Raw genomic sequence first — 16,689 nt, 5'->3', positions numbered from 1 at the left:
TATTTATAAAATATAAACAGTTGATAAATAATTTCAGTGTTCAACACGACACTTAAAGAATTTGTTAATAATTATCACTTGTTCATCTATCAATGTGAATCACTGTCTGTAAACATAGTGATATCAATTCGCTTAATTGCCGACTGATAGCCAGGCAATTAATGAAATTGGGATCAATCACAGATAACGTTGGAAATATATGGATTGGATTACTTGTACCAAAAGCTTTGTCACTGTTGTCGATCAAGGCTCTTTAGCCCAAGCTGCCACCAAGCTGAATACGTCAAGCTCAGCATTGTCGAAACGCCTGTCCTGGTTAGAAAAGCAATTAGGGGTACAGCTCCTCAAGCGCACCACCCGCAGCCTGATGGTGACGGATGCCGGTAAGCTGTTCTATCAGCGTAGTGCCCGCTTACTCGATGACTGGCACCAGATGCTGGCTGAAACGACATCCACCTATGGTGAGGTCAGTGGCGTCTTGCGTATTGGTGCCCCGCTGGCGACAGGCAGTCGTTTACTCGTCCATTATCTGGCGGAGTTTATAGAAATTTACCCGAACATTCAGGTGGAATTACATACCATTACTCCTGGTCAATTGCCGGATTTAAATCTTGATGTATTCATCAGCCGTGAATTAACCGATTTTAACTCTTCGAGCTATATCGCCACCCGGCTGTTAAATTTTCAGCCTGGTTTTTATGCCTCTCCCGGTTATCTGGAAGACAAGCCATCCATTGAGAGCCCGGAACAACTCACTCAGCATAACTGCCTACTGTTTGGGACTCACGGCCACGAGCAGGAGCATGTCTTTGAAAATAATTTACGCCTGCGCCTGCGCGGTAATTTTACTACTCAAAACCCTGAAGCTTTAGTTGCCGCCGCCGTTGCCGGGATGGGGATTATTCTTACCGGTGAAAATATGGTCAAACGCGAACTCAGCAAAGGCCTGTTAGTGCCTGTATTACCGGCGCTGAAACAGCCGGTAAGCTCAGCCTATGCCTATTATCCGAAGCTTGACTATAACCATGTGAAAACCAAGCTGTTTATCGATTTTATTAAATCCAAAGCAAACCTATAAATTAGCGAGATAACAGACATCAAAAAAGCAGCGCGAGCGCTGCTTTTTTTATGACGTCATTGTTCTCATCAGCCTAGAATGGAATATCGTCATCGAAGTCCATTGGTGGCTCATTGTACTGCTGCTGAGGCTGTTGAGGTGCCTGCTGCTGTGGTGCAGCTTGTTGCTGCTGTTGCGGCGCAAAATTCTGCTTAGGTGCGGCTGCAGGTTGTTGAGGTTGACCCCAGTTACCTTGCTGCTGCTGTTGTCCGCCCATTGGTGCACCTTGACCGCCGCCCTGACGGCCACCAAGCATTTGCATTACACCGTTAAAACCCTGAACCACTACTTCTGTTGTGTAGCGATCCTGGCCGCTCTGATCTTGCCACTTACGTGTCTGTAATTGACCTTCGATATAGACCTGTGAACCTTTACGCAGGTATTCACCCGCAACTTCAGCAAGCTTGCCAAATAGCGCTACACGGTGCCATTCTGTTTTTTCACGCTGCTCGCCCGTTGCCTTATCACGCCATGATTCGGAGGTAGCAATGGTAATATTTGCTACTGCACCACCACTTGGCATATAACGGATTTCTGGGTCATTACCTAAGTTACCGACTAAGATAACCTTATTTACGCCACGACTGGCCATACTTAACTCCAAATCTGTTCGCGCACTATCTGATTATCAATAGCCGCTTAGTCAAAGTTTATACTTAATCGCGCAGTTTATCATGCAGACACAGGTAAGGCATAGGGCCCACACTGTGTTATCTGACGCAATTTTTATTCATTACCGCTCAGGATTAAATCCATCATCAAAAAACCCGTTGTTATTGCATAACAATCTCGAAATTCCGGGTTGGCAGAACCAATAAACACCAAACCTGACAACAAACACCTGGCTAATTTTCACTCTTTATACTGTATCTTTATACAGCTCGTCCTTTCAAGCTTTTCCTTGCTATGCAATAATAACGAATCAATTAGTCAGCCATAAAGCTCGCATACCATGGATAAGATAGACGTCAGGGGCGCTCGCACCCATAACCTTAAAAATATCAATATCTCAATCCCTCGCGATAAGTTGATTGTTATCACAGGATTATCTGGTTCAGGGAAATCTTCCCTTGCCTTCGATACCTTATACGCCGAAGGTCAGCGCCGCTATGTTGAGTCGTTATCTGCTTATGCTCGCCAGTTCCTGTCATTGATGGAAAAACCGGATGTTGACCATATTGAAGGGCTGTCGCCGGCCATTTCTATCGAGCAGAAATCGACGTCACATAATCCGCGTTCTACCGTGGGGACCATTACTGAAGTTTACGATTACCTGCGCTTGCTTTATGCCCGGGTTGGCGATCCCCGCTGTCCGACCCACGATGTAACATTGGCCGCTCAAACCGTCAGCCAGATGGTGGATAAGGTACTTGAACTGCCTGAAGGCAGTAAAATGATGCTGTTGGCGCCGATCGTCAAAGAGCGTAAGGGTGAGCATGTTAAAACCCTGGCTAACCTTGCTGCGCAGGGCTATATCCGTGCCCGTATCAACGATGAAGTGTGCGATCTTTCCGATCCACCGACATTAGAGTTACATAAAAAACATACCATTGAAGTAGTCGTCGATCGCTTTAAAGTCCGTCAGGATCTTCAGTTGCGACTGGCCGAATCGTTTGAAACCGCACTTGAACTCTCTGGCGGTAACGTTGTGATCAGCCCGATGGATGATAACCAGCCCGGTGAACTCATTTTCTCCGCTAACTTTGCCTGCCCGCACTGCGGTTACAGTATGCAGGAGCTTGAACCGCGTCTGTTCTCATTCAATAACCCGGCAGGGGCTTGCGGTACCTGTGACGGGCTTGGGGCACAACAGTACTTTGATCCTGAACGCGTGGTACAAAATGGTGAGTTAAGTTTATCTGGCGGTGCCATTCGCGGCTGGGATAAACGCAACTTCTATTACTTCCAGATGCTTAAATCGATGGCTGAGCATTATGGGTTTGACGTTGAAACCCCGTTCGATGAACTGCCGAAAAAGATCAAGACCGTTATTCTCAGTGGTTCTGGCAAAACCGAAATTGAATTTAAATACATTAATGATCGCGGAGATATCACCGTCCGGCGACACCCGTTTGAGGGAATCCTCAACAATATGGAGCGCCGCTACCGTGAAACCGAATCCAATTCGGTGCGCGAAGATCTCGCCAAATTTGTCTCCACCAAGCCTTGCTCAAGCTGCCACGGTTCGCGTCTGCGCCAGGAAGCGCGCCATGTATTTATTGCTGAAACCAACCTGCCGCAGATCTGTGAAATGAGTATCAGTGAGGCACTGAACTTTTTTAACAATCTGGCCTTAGTCGGCCAACGGGCACAAATTGCCGACAAGATCTTAAAAGAAATCAAAGAGCGACTAACATTCTTAATCAATGTCGGCCTTAATTACCTGAATCTATCCCGCAGCGCAGATACCTTGTCGGGCGGTGAAGCACAGCGCATCCGCCTGGCCAGCCAAATCGGTGCCGGTCTGGTTGGCGTTATGTATGTTCTTGACGAACCATCTATCGGGCTGCACCAACGAGACAACGAACGCCTGCTCAAAACACTGAATCATCTGCGCGATCTGGGTAATACCGTGATCGTGGTCGAGCATGATGAAGATGCCATCCGGGCTGCAGATCATGTGATCGATATCGGTCCCGGCGCGGGAGTCCATGGCGGCCATATCATTGCCGAAGGCACCATCGAAGATATTCTCCAGGCTCCGGACTCACTGACCGGACAATACCTCAGCGGCCGTAAATCCATTGCAATTCCGGAACAACGGGTGGCTATAGATCCAGATAAAACCGTGAAGTTATTGGGCGCCAGCGGCAATAACCTGAAAAATGTCGATCTTAATATTCCTGTTGGTCTGTTTACCTGTGTTACCGGGGTGTCTGGCTCGGGTAAATCAACCCTGATCAACGACACTTTCTTCCGTATCGCCCACCACCAGCTCAATGGCGCGACAACGGGTGAGGCCGCACCTTATCGAGAAATTCGGGATCTTGAGCATTTCGACAAGGTTATTGATATCGACCAAAGCCCTATCGGCCGAACTCCGCGCTCTAATCCCGCCACCTATACCGGCATTTTCACCCCGATTAGAGAGCTGTTTTCAGGAACCCACGAAGCCCGTTCCCGGGGCTATAAACCCGGGCGATTCAGCTTTAACGTCAAAGGTGGCCGCTGTGAAGCCTGTCAGGGGGATGGCGTGATCAAAGTGGAAATGCACTTTTTGCCTGATGTGTATGTTCCTTGCGATTCGTGCAAAAGCCAGCGCTATAATCGGGAAACTCTGGAAATTCGTTATAAAGGCAAAACCATTCACGAAGTCTTAGACTTAACGGTCGAAGATGCACGCGAATTCTTTGATCCGGTTCCAGCGATTGCAAGAAAACTACAAACATTAATGGATGTCGGCTTATCTTATATCCGCTTAGGCCAAGCGGCGACGACCTTGTCCGGTGGTGAGGCGCAGCGCGTAAAACTGGCGCGAGAGTTATCAAAACGCGATACCGGTAAGACCCTGTATATTCTGGATGAACCGACAACCGGGCTGCATTTCCATGATATTCAGCAGCTACTGACGGTGCTGCATCGCCTGCGCGATCATGGCAATACTATCGTAGTGATTGAGCATAACCTGGATGTGATTAAAACTGCAGACTGGATCATTGATTTAGGGCCTGAAGGCGGCAGTGGAGGCGGTGAAATTATTGCTACCGGCACTCCTGAGCAAGTGGCACAAGTAGCTGGCTCGCATACTGCACGCTTTCTGAAGCCGCTACTGCCAAGCGCCAATTAATGGGCTTGATTATAAGCACAGGCTGGCTGATAGGCACCAGCCTGTTTCTTATTTATTCCCCCACTTAGCATGTCAGCAAACATGGATAAACAATGACGGTGTTACATTTACAAGGTACTAAACTGGCAGAGCAGCGCATCAGCAAACCTCTCACGAGATATTTTATCGTCTCTCTGGGGCTCCTCTTTTTACTCGCGATGCATTACTTCCAGCACAACCCAGGGGGATCCGGGCTTGAGCTGTCATTTAATACCATCAGCTGGATCCCCTTCAGCTTTGCCATTGCCTTAGGGTTACTGGAAATCAGTCGCCAGAAAATCTGGCGTTACTCGCGCCTGACCGTGGTTCTGTTTGTCTGTTGTCTCTTACTGACACTTCCGGCTTTCTACCCCGATGCCGATGGGTACGCTGTTGCTAACCGGCTCATTGGATTATGGGCCGGCTTTCTCTTCTTTGTCGGATTACAGCAGTTTGCCTTTACCCACAAACAGCGCCAGCGCATGTTATGGCTGATCTTAGCGGCGATATGGATTCAGGCGATCTTCGCCTGGTACCAATTCCTCTGGATCGACCCCGGTAATGCCATTGGCTATGACACGGAACAAAATCGCCCTTACGGTATATTTCAACAGCCCAATGTGATGGCCAGCTTTCTGGCAACAGGTTTAGTGCTGTCAGCTTATTTGCTGGCTCGTATCCCGATGTATCGCGGTAAGTGGTCATGGCAGCAGCTTGTATTATTGCTGACGCCCGTTGCCATAATCCCGATTATCGTGGTGCTCAGCTCTCGTACCGGATGGCTTGGTGCGATGGTGGGCGTAGCCCTTATGCTGCCCTACTTGCGGACGTTTGCCGCCAAAGCACAATGGCGAATGTGGCTGTTAATGGTTGCACTCGGCTTAAGTGTTTCATGGAGCATAAATAGCACCATCGACTGGACCCCCGCGGAAGAGCGAGTGAGCCTGGAAAGCGCGCGTGCTATTCACATCCCCCAGGCTTATAAAATGTTTAGTAAAGAGCCGCTGGCTGGTTACGGCTACGGTAAATTTGAACCTGCCTATATTATCCAGACGGCAAAATGGCATCAGGCCGATCCTGAGCAAAACTATGGTCTTTCTGGGCTGGATCACCCGCATAATGAACTATTGTACTGGGCTGCTGAAGGCGGAATTGTACCGTTATTGGCATTGCTTGCCGCCGCCGCCGCCGTCGCCTTAACGATCCGCAAGGCCAGAAAAGAGACACAACTGGCGTTAGTCGGCCTGTTTTTGCCAATTACACTCCATACTCAGCTGGAATACCCCTTTTACCATTCGCTGGTGCACTGGGTAACTTTTATCATCTTGATTTACTGGGTCGATAACCTGACGGCGAAATACCATAAATACCATGCGCGCTATGTACTGACGGTAAAATTCTGTGCCGTACTAATGCCTATTCTTATCACCAGCTTTATGTTGACGACCTTATATTCAGGCTGGTTGCTGACCAAGTTCGAAACCACGCGGCCGGTGAATATTGATTATCTGATGCAGGTGAATAACCCATGGGCGTGGCAGAACCGTTTTGACTGGGATTTGCACCTCACTCAGCTGCAGTTAGGTGCCGCGAGTAACAATCAAAGCTTAATTGAAGAATATATCCACTGGGCAACTCAGAAAGCGGTCAGCTGGCCACGTCCGGCGCTGTATCATAATTTGATTGCAGCCTATCATCTGCTGGACCAGCAGGAGCAGGCCAGACAGATCCAGCAAGAGGCTGAATTTTTGTTCCCCGGCAATGACTTTACCCTTTCGTCGGTATTACCGGCGATACCAAATAAGCCTGTGCCACAGACGCCGTAAAGCTCGTTAATCAATCAGATCAAAAACGGCTACCCAGGTAGCCGTTTTTATTGAATTCAGGAAGAAATTCAACCTTTCCTATTTCAGCGTCGTTTCCAGTGCTTTTAGGCATAGGGCAACATTCTCGCTTCTTGCCGCATACCCCATCAGACCTATCCGCCAGGCTTTGCCCGCTAACGCGCCTAAACCGGCGCCGATCTCCAGATTATAGCGTTCAAGCAAGGTCTGACGCACTAACGCATCGTCCACCCCTTCAGGAATATATACTGCGTTAAGTTGTGGCAAACGAGAGGCTTCATCGACAACAAACTCAATCCCGAGTTTTTCTAACCCTTCACGTAATTCAAAATGCTGATCTTTATGTCGCTGCCACGCATTTTCCAACCCTTCTTTCTTCAGCAGCACCAAAGCTTCATGCAGGGCATACAAACTATTGACCGGCGCGGTATGGTGATAGCTGCGCTTCCCTTCCCCGCTCCAGTAAGCCAGCACTAAGCTTTGATCCAGGAACCAACTCTGTACCGGTATGGTGCGGCGCTGTATTCTCTCTATGGCCCGCTGGGAAAATGTCAGTGGCGATAAGCCCGGTACACAAGATAAGCACTTCTGGCTTCCCGAGTACACCGCATCCAGTTGCCATTCATCCACCCGCAGAGGCACCCCGCCCAGGGAAGTGACCGCATCAACAATTGTCAGACAATCGTGCTGACGCGCCAGTTTCGCTAGTGTCTCAGCATCACTTAACGCACCGGTTGACGTTTCTGCATGCACAAAAGCTAAAATCTTCGCGTCCGGATGCGCAACAAGTGCCCGCTCGACCAGTACCGGATCGACGGGCTCACCCCAATTATTATCCACCAGCACAGCCAGGCCACCACAGCGCTCGACATTTTCACGCATACGATCGCCAAAAACACCATTGCGGCAGACAATGACTTTATCACCCGGTTCAACCAGATTAACGAAGCACGCTTCCATGCCGGCACTACCCGGTGCGGAAACGGCGATAGTAAAGGTGTTCTCTGTTTGAAACGCGTATTGCAGCAGTTGTTTCAACTCATCCATCATGCCAATAAACAGTGGATCAAGGTGACCCACTGTCGGACGGCTTAATGCTTGTAAAACTTGCGGATAAATATCTGATGGGCCAGGCCCCATAAGGGTACGCTGCGGCGGATAAAAACTCCCAATTGTCATGATTGTTTCTCCTTGAGGTAAGAGGTCAGCAATTCCCTATTTTATTATATGTCGGGGGAATAATTACGCTAATTCAGCTACAGAGTATTAAAGGAATTCCCCTAAGTCGCAAGTCTCGTTGAAAACTAATATCAATCAATTGCATTTATTTTGCATAAATAACCACAGAAAGATTGACAACCTAACAACAAATCCTATTCAATGAAGGATAAGTTTTGTTCATCCAGATGGATAGTATGCCATCGGGTAAAGACAGAAGAGGAGCGTTATCCAGGTATCTAGGTTGCGGGGCCCCACCCCAAAGCAGTTTAGAGAGGGGGAATAACGCCGAGGTATTGCTGGACAGGGGACCAGTAATATCGGCTTCGAAGGTTGAATCCTTCTGGCTGTCACCTTTTATTTTTGATGAGTAAAAGGTGGAGAGCTTCTGGTTGTAGCGCTATTCGTACGTCTCGCCTGCCTGCTCTCCTGACAATTAGATATTGGGAATATTTATCCGTGTAAATTCCCTTTTCCTCATTATATTTTTATTGTTACTGGGAGACTTACCTTGAGCCATGTAAATCACAATTCAGCAACTTCACCACCTTTGACAGTGGCCAAATTCGGCGGTACCAGCGTTGCCGATTTTTCCGCGATGAGCCGTAGCACCGCGATCATCCAAAATAACCCGCAAACCCGTTTAGTGCTAATCAGCGCCTGTTCCGGGGTGACTAACATCTTGGTTGAACTGGCTAACGGTGTGACAGATTCAGTGCATCGCTTAGCTTTACTGACGCGTCTGACTGACATTCATCAATCCGTTATCAGTCAATTACAGCAACCAAGCCCGATTTTAGAAGCAGTCAATAGTTTACTGGACCAGATCGCCACTCTGGCGGAGCAGGCCGCACTGCACACTTCGGCAGAGTTAACCGATCAATTAGTCGCAAATGGTGAGCTGCTTTCCACCCATCTCTTTACCCAAATCATGATCGAGCAAGGGATCAATGCTGTTCGCTTTGATATTCGCGATGTCATGCGCACAGACAGCCATTTCGGCAGAGCAATTCCACAACCAGAAGTGATCCGCCAGTTATCGCAGCAAGCGCTCAACCCACTCTTTGCCAATCACGTGGTAGTCTCACAAGGTTTCATTGGTTCTGATGCCGAAGGTAAAACCACCACTTTGGGTCGCGGAGGCAGCGACTACAGTGCAGCCCTGATGGCAGAGGCGATTGATGCTGCAACCCTGGAGATCTGGACTGATATTCCCGGTATGTACACCACCGATCCTCGTATTGCGCCGAAAGCAAAACCGATCAAAGAGATCAGCTTCAGTGAAGCCTATGAGATGGCCAATTTCGGTGCGAAGATCTTGCACCCGTCAACTTTACGCCCAGCGATCCGTCAACAGATCCCTGTCTTTGTCGGCTCATCCAAGGCTCCGGAGCTGGGCGGTACCTGGATTCGGGAAAGTGTCAGTGCTGCTCCTCTGTTTCGCGCCTTAGCACTGCGCTGTAATCAGACCATGGTGACCCTGACCAGCCTCAATATGTTCCATGCTTATGGCTTTCTGGCTGAAGTGTTCAGGATTTTGGCTGAGCATAAAGTCTCTGTTGATTTGATCACCACTTCTGAGGTCAGCGTCTCATTAACCCTGGATCAAACCGATACGAGTGGCGGTACCCCAAAACTCCCTCAAGGTGCACTGGAAGACCTCACCAAGTTATGCCGGGTAGAGGTCGAGCAGGATCTCTGCTTAGTCGCCTTGATTGGCAATCAGATGAGCAATACGAAAGGTTCCGTCTCGAAGGTTTTCAACACACTGGAAGACTTTAACCCAAGAATGATTTGCTACGGTGCCAGCCCTCACAACCTGTGCTTCTTAGTCAAAGAGCACGATGCCAAACCGGTAGTCAAAGAGCTGCATCGCAAGATCTTTGAATAATCCTATTTCAGGACGGGACATCCCCAAAAAATAAAGGCGCTCACCAGAGCGCCTTTATTGTCTGTCATCATCGCATTAGAGGTTAGGACCTAACCATTTCTCGGCTTCGACTAAATCCCATCCTTTACGCTCAGCATAACTATCACGCTGATCTTCCTGGATCTGGGCTACCGCAAAATAACGGGAATCAGGGTGCGAGAAATACCAGCCAGAAACCGCAGCGCCCGGCCACATGGCATAACTTTCCGTTAAGACCATTCCAGTCGTCGATTCTGGATCCAGCAATTTCCAGATCTCACCTTTTTCGGTGTGTTCAGGACAGGCCGGATACCCCGGAGCCGGACGGATACCCTGATATTTTTCCCGGATCAGATCGTCTTTGGCCAGCGCTTCATCTGGCGCATAGCCCCAAATTTCTTTCCTGACCATCTCATGCAAACACTCCGCAAATGCCTCTGCCAGGCGATCAGCCACAGCCTGAATCATAATGGCATGGTAATCATCACCTTTAGCTTTAAATTGCGCTGCAATATCGTGTTCGCCTATCCCCCCCGTCACCGCAAACGTACCGATCCAGTCAGGCTTCCCGCTTTCTTTTGGCGCAATATAATCAGACAAACAATAATTTGGCCCTTTCGGCTTTTTAGTTTGCTGGCGTAAACCATGAAGTACCGTCAACACTTCAGTGCGACCTTCATCAGTGTATACCTCGATATCATCACCAATCGCATTCGCAGGAAACAGGCCGCACACCCCGTTTGCTGTCATCATGCCACTACGTTCAATCTCATCGAGTAGCTGGTTGGCATCGTCAAACAAACGCCGGGCCTCTTCCCCGACCACTTCATGTTGAAGAATGGTCGGATACTTGCCACTCAGTGACCAGGTCATAAAAAATGGCGTCCAGTCGATGTATTTCCGTAAGGTAGAGACAGGAAAATCCGTAAAGACATGCACACCCGGTTTAGCCGGTGCTGGCGGGGTATAGCTATCCCAATCAATCACCACCTTATTCGCCCGGGCTTCTTCTAGTGTCACTGGTGCTGTACGTGGTTTCTTGCGGGCATGCTGCTCCCGCACTATTTCATGTTCTTTATTCAAACTCTCAACAAATGCCGGCCGACGCTCATCAGACAGTAATGTCGAACACACCCCAACCGCACGGGATGCATTGGAAACATAAACAACGGGTCCATGGTAGTTTTGCTCAATTTTTACGGCAGTATGCGCCTTTGAGGTGGTCGCTCCACCAATCATGAGAGGAAGATCAAAGCCCTGACGTTCCATTTCTTTGGCAACATGCACCATTTCATCCAGTGATGGCGTGATCAATCCGCTCAAGCCGATAATATCGACATTTTCTTCTTTGGCGACTTTCAGTATCTTGTCACAAGAGACCATCACACCAAGGTCAATGATCTCGTAATTATTGCACTGTAAAACGACACCAACAATGTTCTTACCGATGTCATGTACATCACCTTTGACGGTGGCCAGCAGGATCTTACCGTTCGTTTGCCCGGCTTGCTTTTCTGCATCAATATACGGCTCCAGATAAGCGACCGCCTGTTTCATTACCCGGGCTGATTTCACCACCTGTGGCAAGAACATCTTGCCTTCGCCAAACAGGTCACCCACAATATTCATGCCCGCCATTAGAGGACCTTCGATCACTTCCAGTGGCTTCGAGGCATTAGCACGGGCCTCTTCGGTATCTTCGACAATAAATTCCGTAATACCTTTAACCAGAGCATGCGCCAAACGTTTTTCAACGGGCCAGCCGCGCCACTCTTGGGCACTGCGATCTTCTTCTACTGCGCCGCTATCACGGTACTTGCCTGCAATATCAAGCAACCGCTCGGTACTGTCATCACGGCGGTTCAGCACCACATCTTCTACCGCATTACGCAGTTCATCAGGCAGATCGTCATAAATCGCCAGCTGACCTGCATTGACGATCCCCATATCCATACCGTTCTTAAAGCAGTGGTACAGGAATACAGCGTGGATCGCTTCCCTTACGGGGTTATTACCACGGAACGAGAAGGAGACGTTCGAGACACCGCCGGAAACCATCGCATGTGGCAGCGTCCGTTTAATATCTCCAACAGCCTCAATAAAATCGACAGCGTAGTTGTTATGCTCTTCAATACCGGTAGCTATGGCAAAAATATTCGGATCAAAGATAATGTCTTCCGGCGGAAAGCCGACTTCATCAACCAGAATATGGTAGGCATTGGTACAAATTTCGATTTTACGCTCTCGGGTATCCGCCTGCCCCTCCTCATCAAACGCCATCACGATCACTGCCGCACCATATCGCCGGATCAGTTTCGCTTGCGCAACAAATTTATCTTTCCCTTCCTTCATCGAGATCGAGTTGACGACCGATTTTCCCTGGACACATTTCAGACCCGCCTCCAACACTTCCCATTTAGAGGAATCGACCATGATCGGGACTTTAGAAATTTCAGGCTCGGTTGCACACAGATTAAGGAAGCGTACCATTGCCGCTTCCGCATCCAGCATGCCTTCATCCATATTGATATCAATGATCTGAGCTCCGGCTTCCACTTGCTGGCGGGCGACCTCTAGTGCTTCGTCATATAACTCTTCTTTGATAAGACGCTTAAACCGAGCCGAACCTGTCACATTGGTACGTTCACCCACATTGATAAATAGCGTCTCAGCCGAAATCGTCAGGGGCTCTAACCCTGATAAGCGACAGGAAACGGGGATATCCGGTAACTGGCGAGGTTTTACATGACGAGTGACCTCTGCCATCTTCCGAATGTGTTCTGGTGTTGTGCCACAGCACCCCCCCACTAAATTCAGGAAACCACTCTGCGCCCATTCAGCAATATGCTCAGCCATGTCTTCAGGGCTAAGATCATACTCGCCAAAGGCATTGGGTAATCCGGCATTCGGGTGAGCCGAAACAGCACACTCTGAAATACGAGAAAGCTCTTCAACATACTGACGCAGTTCATCAGGACCCAACGCACAGTTCAGGCCAAAAGCGATAGGTTTTACGTGTCGCATCGAGTTATAGAAAGCTTCTGTCGTCTGGCCTGAAAGAGTCCGGCCAGAAGCATCAGTGATCGTCCCTGAGATCATGACAGGCAAAACAATACCATCTTCTTCAAATACGGTTTCAACCGCAAAAGAACAGGCTTTGGCATTTAAGGTGTCAAAGATAGTTTCAATCAAAATCAGATCCGCACCGCCTTTAATCAGGGCGCGAGTAGATTCAGAATAGGCTTCAACCAATTGATCAAAAGTAACATTACGAAAACCAGGATCGTTAACATCTGGTGAGATTGAGCAAGTGCGGTTAGTTGGGCCAAGAACTCCGGCTACAAAGCGAGGTTTTTCTGGTGTTTTTGCTGACCATTCATCAGCCACCTGGCGCGCTAGCCTGGCTGCCTCAAAGTTCATTTCAGCACTCAGGCTTTCCATGTCATAGTCAGCCATCGCGATAGTCGTGGCATTAAAGGTGTTCGTTTCGAGAATATCTGCGCCGGCTTCTAAATAGGCATTATGAATATCTTTGATCAATTGTGGCTGCGTCAGGACCAACAGATCATTGTTACCTTTCAGGTCACTATGCCAATCAGCAAACCGCGCACCGCGATAGTCATCTTCTTCCAGCTTATAGCCTTGGATCATGGTGCCCATGCCACCATCAATGATCAGGATCTGCTGCTTTAATCGACTCTGTAATAATTCTTTTCCCTTCAACACCACACTACTTCCTTTTTCCAATTTTACAGCTGAATAACATCCTACCACAGCCTTGATGGAAATCTAGACGTCTAAAGTTGTTTTAATCGACAAAACAAAATCTCAATCTAGGAAATTTTTGTATAGCTATCACCGCGTGATGGATTTATATTTTGTGACAATTTCAGTCATTATTTTTTAACCAATCAGAGGTTGACGCATGCCGGTCTACAGTACCTTATGCTTTCTTGCTGCTGCAGCAATGATCATTGCTTTTATAAACAGTAAGATCGGTAAGATGCAAACAACAATCGCTATCACAGCAGGTGCGTTGATACTATCGTTGGGCATCATCATTGCTGGTCAAAATGGCTGGTTCCACCTAGAAGACATTGCCGCCGAGCAATTAGCGCATATTAATTTTGAGGGCTTTCTGCTTAAAGGAATTTTAGGATTCTTACTCTTTGCCGGTGGTCTCGGTATCAAACTTCCTCACATGGAAGATCAAAAATGGGAAATTACAGTCTTAGCTCTGGGAGCAACCCTATTTTCCACCCTTTTTATCGGTATCAGCTTATGGGGGATCTGCCAGCTCGCTGGTATTCAATTTGACTTAATCTACTGCCTGATCTTTGGATCACTGATCTCTCCAACCGATCCCATTGCCGTACTTGCTATTGTCAAAAAGCTGGATGCCCCGCGCCGTATTTCGACTCAAATTGAAGGTGAATCATTATTTAATGATGGTTTTGGCCTGGTCATCTTCGTTACCCTCTTCACGATTGCTTTTGGTAACGAAACACCGACCGTATTAGGTGTCGGTCAGCTATTCCTGCAAGAAGCCATTGGTGGCATTGTGTACGGATTTTCACTTGGCCTTCTGTTCCATTACCTAATAAGCTCAACCAACGATCACTCGATGGAGTTACTGCTTACTCTAGGTATTCCAACCGCAGGTTATGTCTTCGCCGATATTATCCATGTCTCCGGACCGCTTGCCATGGTGGTATCGGGCATCATGATCGGCAACTGGACACGCTATATTGGTTTTTCGAAAGAGAGTGAAGACCACCTTGATCATTTCTGGGAATTAGTTGATGAGTTCCTCAATGGTGTGTTGTTTCTGCTGATTGGTATGGCGATGCTGCAATTCAGCTTCCACCAGGAAGACTGGTTGATGATGGTGATTGCTGTCCCTTTGGTTTTACTCAGCCGCTATCTGAGTATTAAACTGTCTTATTTAGGTTTTTCTCGTTACCGTAACTACAATCCACTCTCGGTAAAAATCCTGACTTGGGGCGGTTTACGCGGTGGTCTTGCATTAGCCATGGCGATGGCAATTCCGGCGGGCATTCTCGTTATTCCAGAAAAAAACATCGATGTGCGTGAAATCATCCTTGTGATGACTTATGCCGTTGTTGTTTTTTCCATTCTGATACAAGGTTCTACAATTACACCGCTAATCAAGAAAGCGAGAGCGTGGGAAGCACAGAACAAATAACAGAACAGTGATATAAAGAAGACTGGCCCAGCCAGTCTTCTTTATATCTAATAATACCGATCAACCACTAGTCATCTTTAGTAAAATTATCTTCAGAGAAATGTTCCAGATCATAGGGGGTTTGCTGATAAACACAGTAATTCAACCAATTCAGAAACAGCAAATGACCATGGCTACGCCAAGTTGCCACAGGGGGATTATCCGGATTGTCATCAGGATAATAATTCACCGGAATATTGGGCTCCATTCCTTGAGCAAGATCTCGAATATACTCACCATGAAGGGTCGCTACATCGTACTCAGGATGGCCGGTGACAAAAACATTCCGTTTGTCTTTGGTTGCCGCCAGATAGACGCCTGCCTCTTTTGAGGTTGCCAATATATCTAAATCTGTATGTTCGGCTAAGTAGTTCGGAGAAAAATCAGCATAGCGAGAATGCGGGGCTTTAAAGGTCTCATCAAAACCGCGCAAAATAGGATGATGACAGTCATGGATGGAATGTTGATATATGCCTGATAACTTTTCCTTCCTGGTCCGCTTAGGCAAATCATAAAGCAGCTTTAATCCGGCTTGAGCAGCCCAACAGACAAACATTGTTGAGGTTACGTGATCTTTGGCCCAGTTCATAATGAGCCGGATCTCTTCCCAGTACAGCACATCTTCAAACTGCACTAACCCCAGAGGTGCCCCAGTCACAATCAAACCATCAAAATTACGATCTTTCACCATTTCAAATTGCCGGTAAAAAGTATCCAGATGCTCAGTGGGGGTGTTCTTAGTCGGGCGGTTATCAATACGTAATAACTCAACATCCACTTGCAAAGGAGTATTGGACAATAAACGTAAAAACTGGGTTTCTGTCTCAATCTTCTTTGGCATCAAATTTAACAGTAATACTTTTAGCGGACGAATTCCCTGGCTAGCAGCCCTTGCTTCAGTCATTACAAATATATTCTCACTACGCAGAATATCCGTAGCGGGCAAACGATCGGGAATTTTAATTGGCATCTTGGCTTACTCCTTAACCTTTAAGATGTTTAGACGTCCGGAGACCTAAACAAAACTATAGAAAATCGTGACGATGCGCAAGTAGAAGAGTGTAAAAAGAAGCACAAAAGAAAATTGAAGAAGAGAAAAAACGACAAAAACAGAGGGTTAGAATTTAATTTCTAGACGCCAGAAACGAGAAAACCCAGCCATTGGCTGGGTTTTAAATTGGTGCTCAGCAATGACCTACTCTCACATGGGGAGACCCCACACTACCATCGGCGCTACAACGTTTCACTTCTGAGTTCGACATGGGATCAGGTGGTTCCATTGCGCTATTGTCGCTGAACTAAATAATGGTGCTAGTACCCAGATTCGAACTGGGGACCTCACCCTTACCAAGGGTGCGCTCTACCAACTGAGCCATACCAGCACATTGTTCTGTTTTAAAATTCGTCACAAACGAATTCTAGAAATTTGGCGCCTGGCGATGACCTACTCTCACATGGGGAGACCCCACACTACCATCGGCGCTACTGCGTTTCACTTCTGAGTTCGGCATGGGATCAGGTGGGGCCACAGCGCTATGGTCGCCAGACAAA

At 47.8% G+C, this 16,689-nt stretch carries 9 protein-coding genes, 1 tRNA gene, 2 rRNA genes and 1 riboswitch; of the genes, 5 read left to right on the top strand and 7 right to left on the bottom strand.

The annotated features are described in order from the left end of the window. The first annotated feature begins 199 nt into the window (after positions 1-199). The gene (locus C9I89_RS12135) at positions 200-1,078 is read left to right on the top strand and encodes a LysR family transcriptional regulator (RefSeq protein ID WP_107283621.1); all 879 of its coding nucleotides are present in this window, start codon (positions 200-202) and stop codon (positions 1,076-1,078) included. A 73-nt stretch (positions 1,079-1,151) separates the two neighbouring features. On the opposite strand, the gene C9I89_RS12130 is transcribed toward C9I89_RS12135, so the two are convergent. Next, the gene (locus tag C9I89_RS12130) at positions 1,152-1,709 is read right to left on the bottom strand and encodes a single-stranded DNA-binding protein (RefSeq protein ID WP_107283620.1); all 558 of its coding nucleotides are present in this window, start codon (positions 1,707-1,709) and stop codon (positions 1,152-1,154) included. Between the two features lie 360 nt (positions 1,710-2,069). Between C9I89_RS12130 and uvrA the strand changes: the two genes are divergently transcribed. Next, positions 2,070-4,904: an excinuclease ABC subunit UvrA gene (gene uvrA, locus C9I89_RS12125; protein ID WP_107283619.1), complete on the top strand. Its 2,835-nt coding sequence runs from the start codon at positions 2,070-2,072 to the stop codon at positions 4,902-4,904. A 92-nt stretch (positions 4,905-4,996) separates the two neighbouring features. Then, complete coding sequence (locus C9I89_RS12120; protein ID WP_107283618.1) at positions 4,997-6,748, top strand: PglL family O-oligosaccharyltransferase; 1,752 nt, start codon at positions 4,997-4,999, stop codon at positions 6,746-6,748. Positions 6,749-6,826: 78 nt separating this feature from the next. On the opposite strand, the gene C9I89_RS12115 is transcribed toward C9I89_RS12120, so the two are convergent. After that, the gene (locus C9I89_RS12115; protein WP_107283617.1) at positions 6,827-7,945 is read right to left on the bottom strand and encodes a pyridoxal-phosphate-dependent aminotransferase family protein; all 1,119 of its coding nucleotides are present in this window, start codon (positions 7,943-7,945) and stop codon (positions 6,827-6,829) included. Positions 7,946-8,193: 248 nt separating this feature from the next. Continuing rightward, positions 8,194-8,380, top strand: a riboswitch (Lysine riboswitch). A 115-nt stretch (positions 8,381-8,495) separates the two neighbouring features. Here C9I89_RS12115 and lysC point away from each other — a divergent pair. Then, positions 8,496-9,875, top strand: a complete 1,380-nt coding sequence (gene lysC, locus C9I89_RS12110; protein WP_107283616.1) for a lysine-sensitive aspartokinase 3 — start codon at positions 8,496-8,498, stop codon at positions 9,873-9,875. A 75-nt stretch (positions 9,876-9,950) separates the two neighbouring features. Here lysC and metH read toward each other — a convergent pair whose 3' ends face one another. After that, entirely contained in the window at positions 9,951-13,622 is a 3,672-nt protein-coding gene (gene metH, locus C9I89_RS12105; RefSeq protein WP_107283615.1) for a methionine synthase, read from the bottom strand. A 196-nt stretch (positions 13,623-13,818) separates the two neighbouring features. Between metH and C9I89_RS12100 the strand changes: the two genes are divergently transcribed. After that, complete coding sequence (locus C9I89_RS12100) at positions 13,819-15,099, top strand: cation:proton antiporter (RefSeq protein ID WP_107283614.1); 1,281 nt, start codon at positions 13,819-13,821, stop codon at positions 15,097-15,099. Between the two features lie 67 nt (positions 15,100-15,166). Here the strand turns inward: C9I89_RS12100 and metA are convergent, their stop codons facing one another. The 4 genes from metA to rrf (C9I89_RS12080) form a co-directional block, all read right to left on the bottom strand. Continuing rightward, on the bottom strand, positions 15,167-16,108 hold the full coding sequence (gene metA / locus C9I89_RS12095; RefSeq protein ID WP_107283613.1) for a homoserine O-acetyltransferase MetA: 942 nt from the start codon (positions 16,106-16,108) through the stop codon (positions 15,167-15,169). A gap of 212 nt (positions 16,109-16,320) precedes the next feature. Then, a 5S ribosomal RNA gene (gene rrf, locus C9I89_RS12090) occupies positions 16,321-16,436 on the bottom strand. A gap of 8 nt (positions 16,437-16,444) precedes the next feature. Continuing rightward, positions 16,445-16,520, bottom strand: a tRNA-Thr gene (locus tag C9I89_RS12085). Positions 16,521-16,569: 49 nt separating this feature from the next. After that, positions 16,570-16,685, bottom strand: a 5S ribosomal RNA gene (gene rrf / locus C9I89_RS12080). Positions 16,686-16,689: the final 4 nt, after the last annotated feature.

This window comes from Photobacterium lipolyticum, assembly GCF_003026475.1.
Classification (GTDB): Bacteria; Pseudomonadota; Gammaproteobacteria; order Enterobacterales; family Vibrionaceae; genus Photobacterium; species Photobacterium lipolyticum.
Note: the sequence above shows the minus strand (reverse complement) of the source record. Positions and strands in the feature narration are given on the sequence as shown.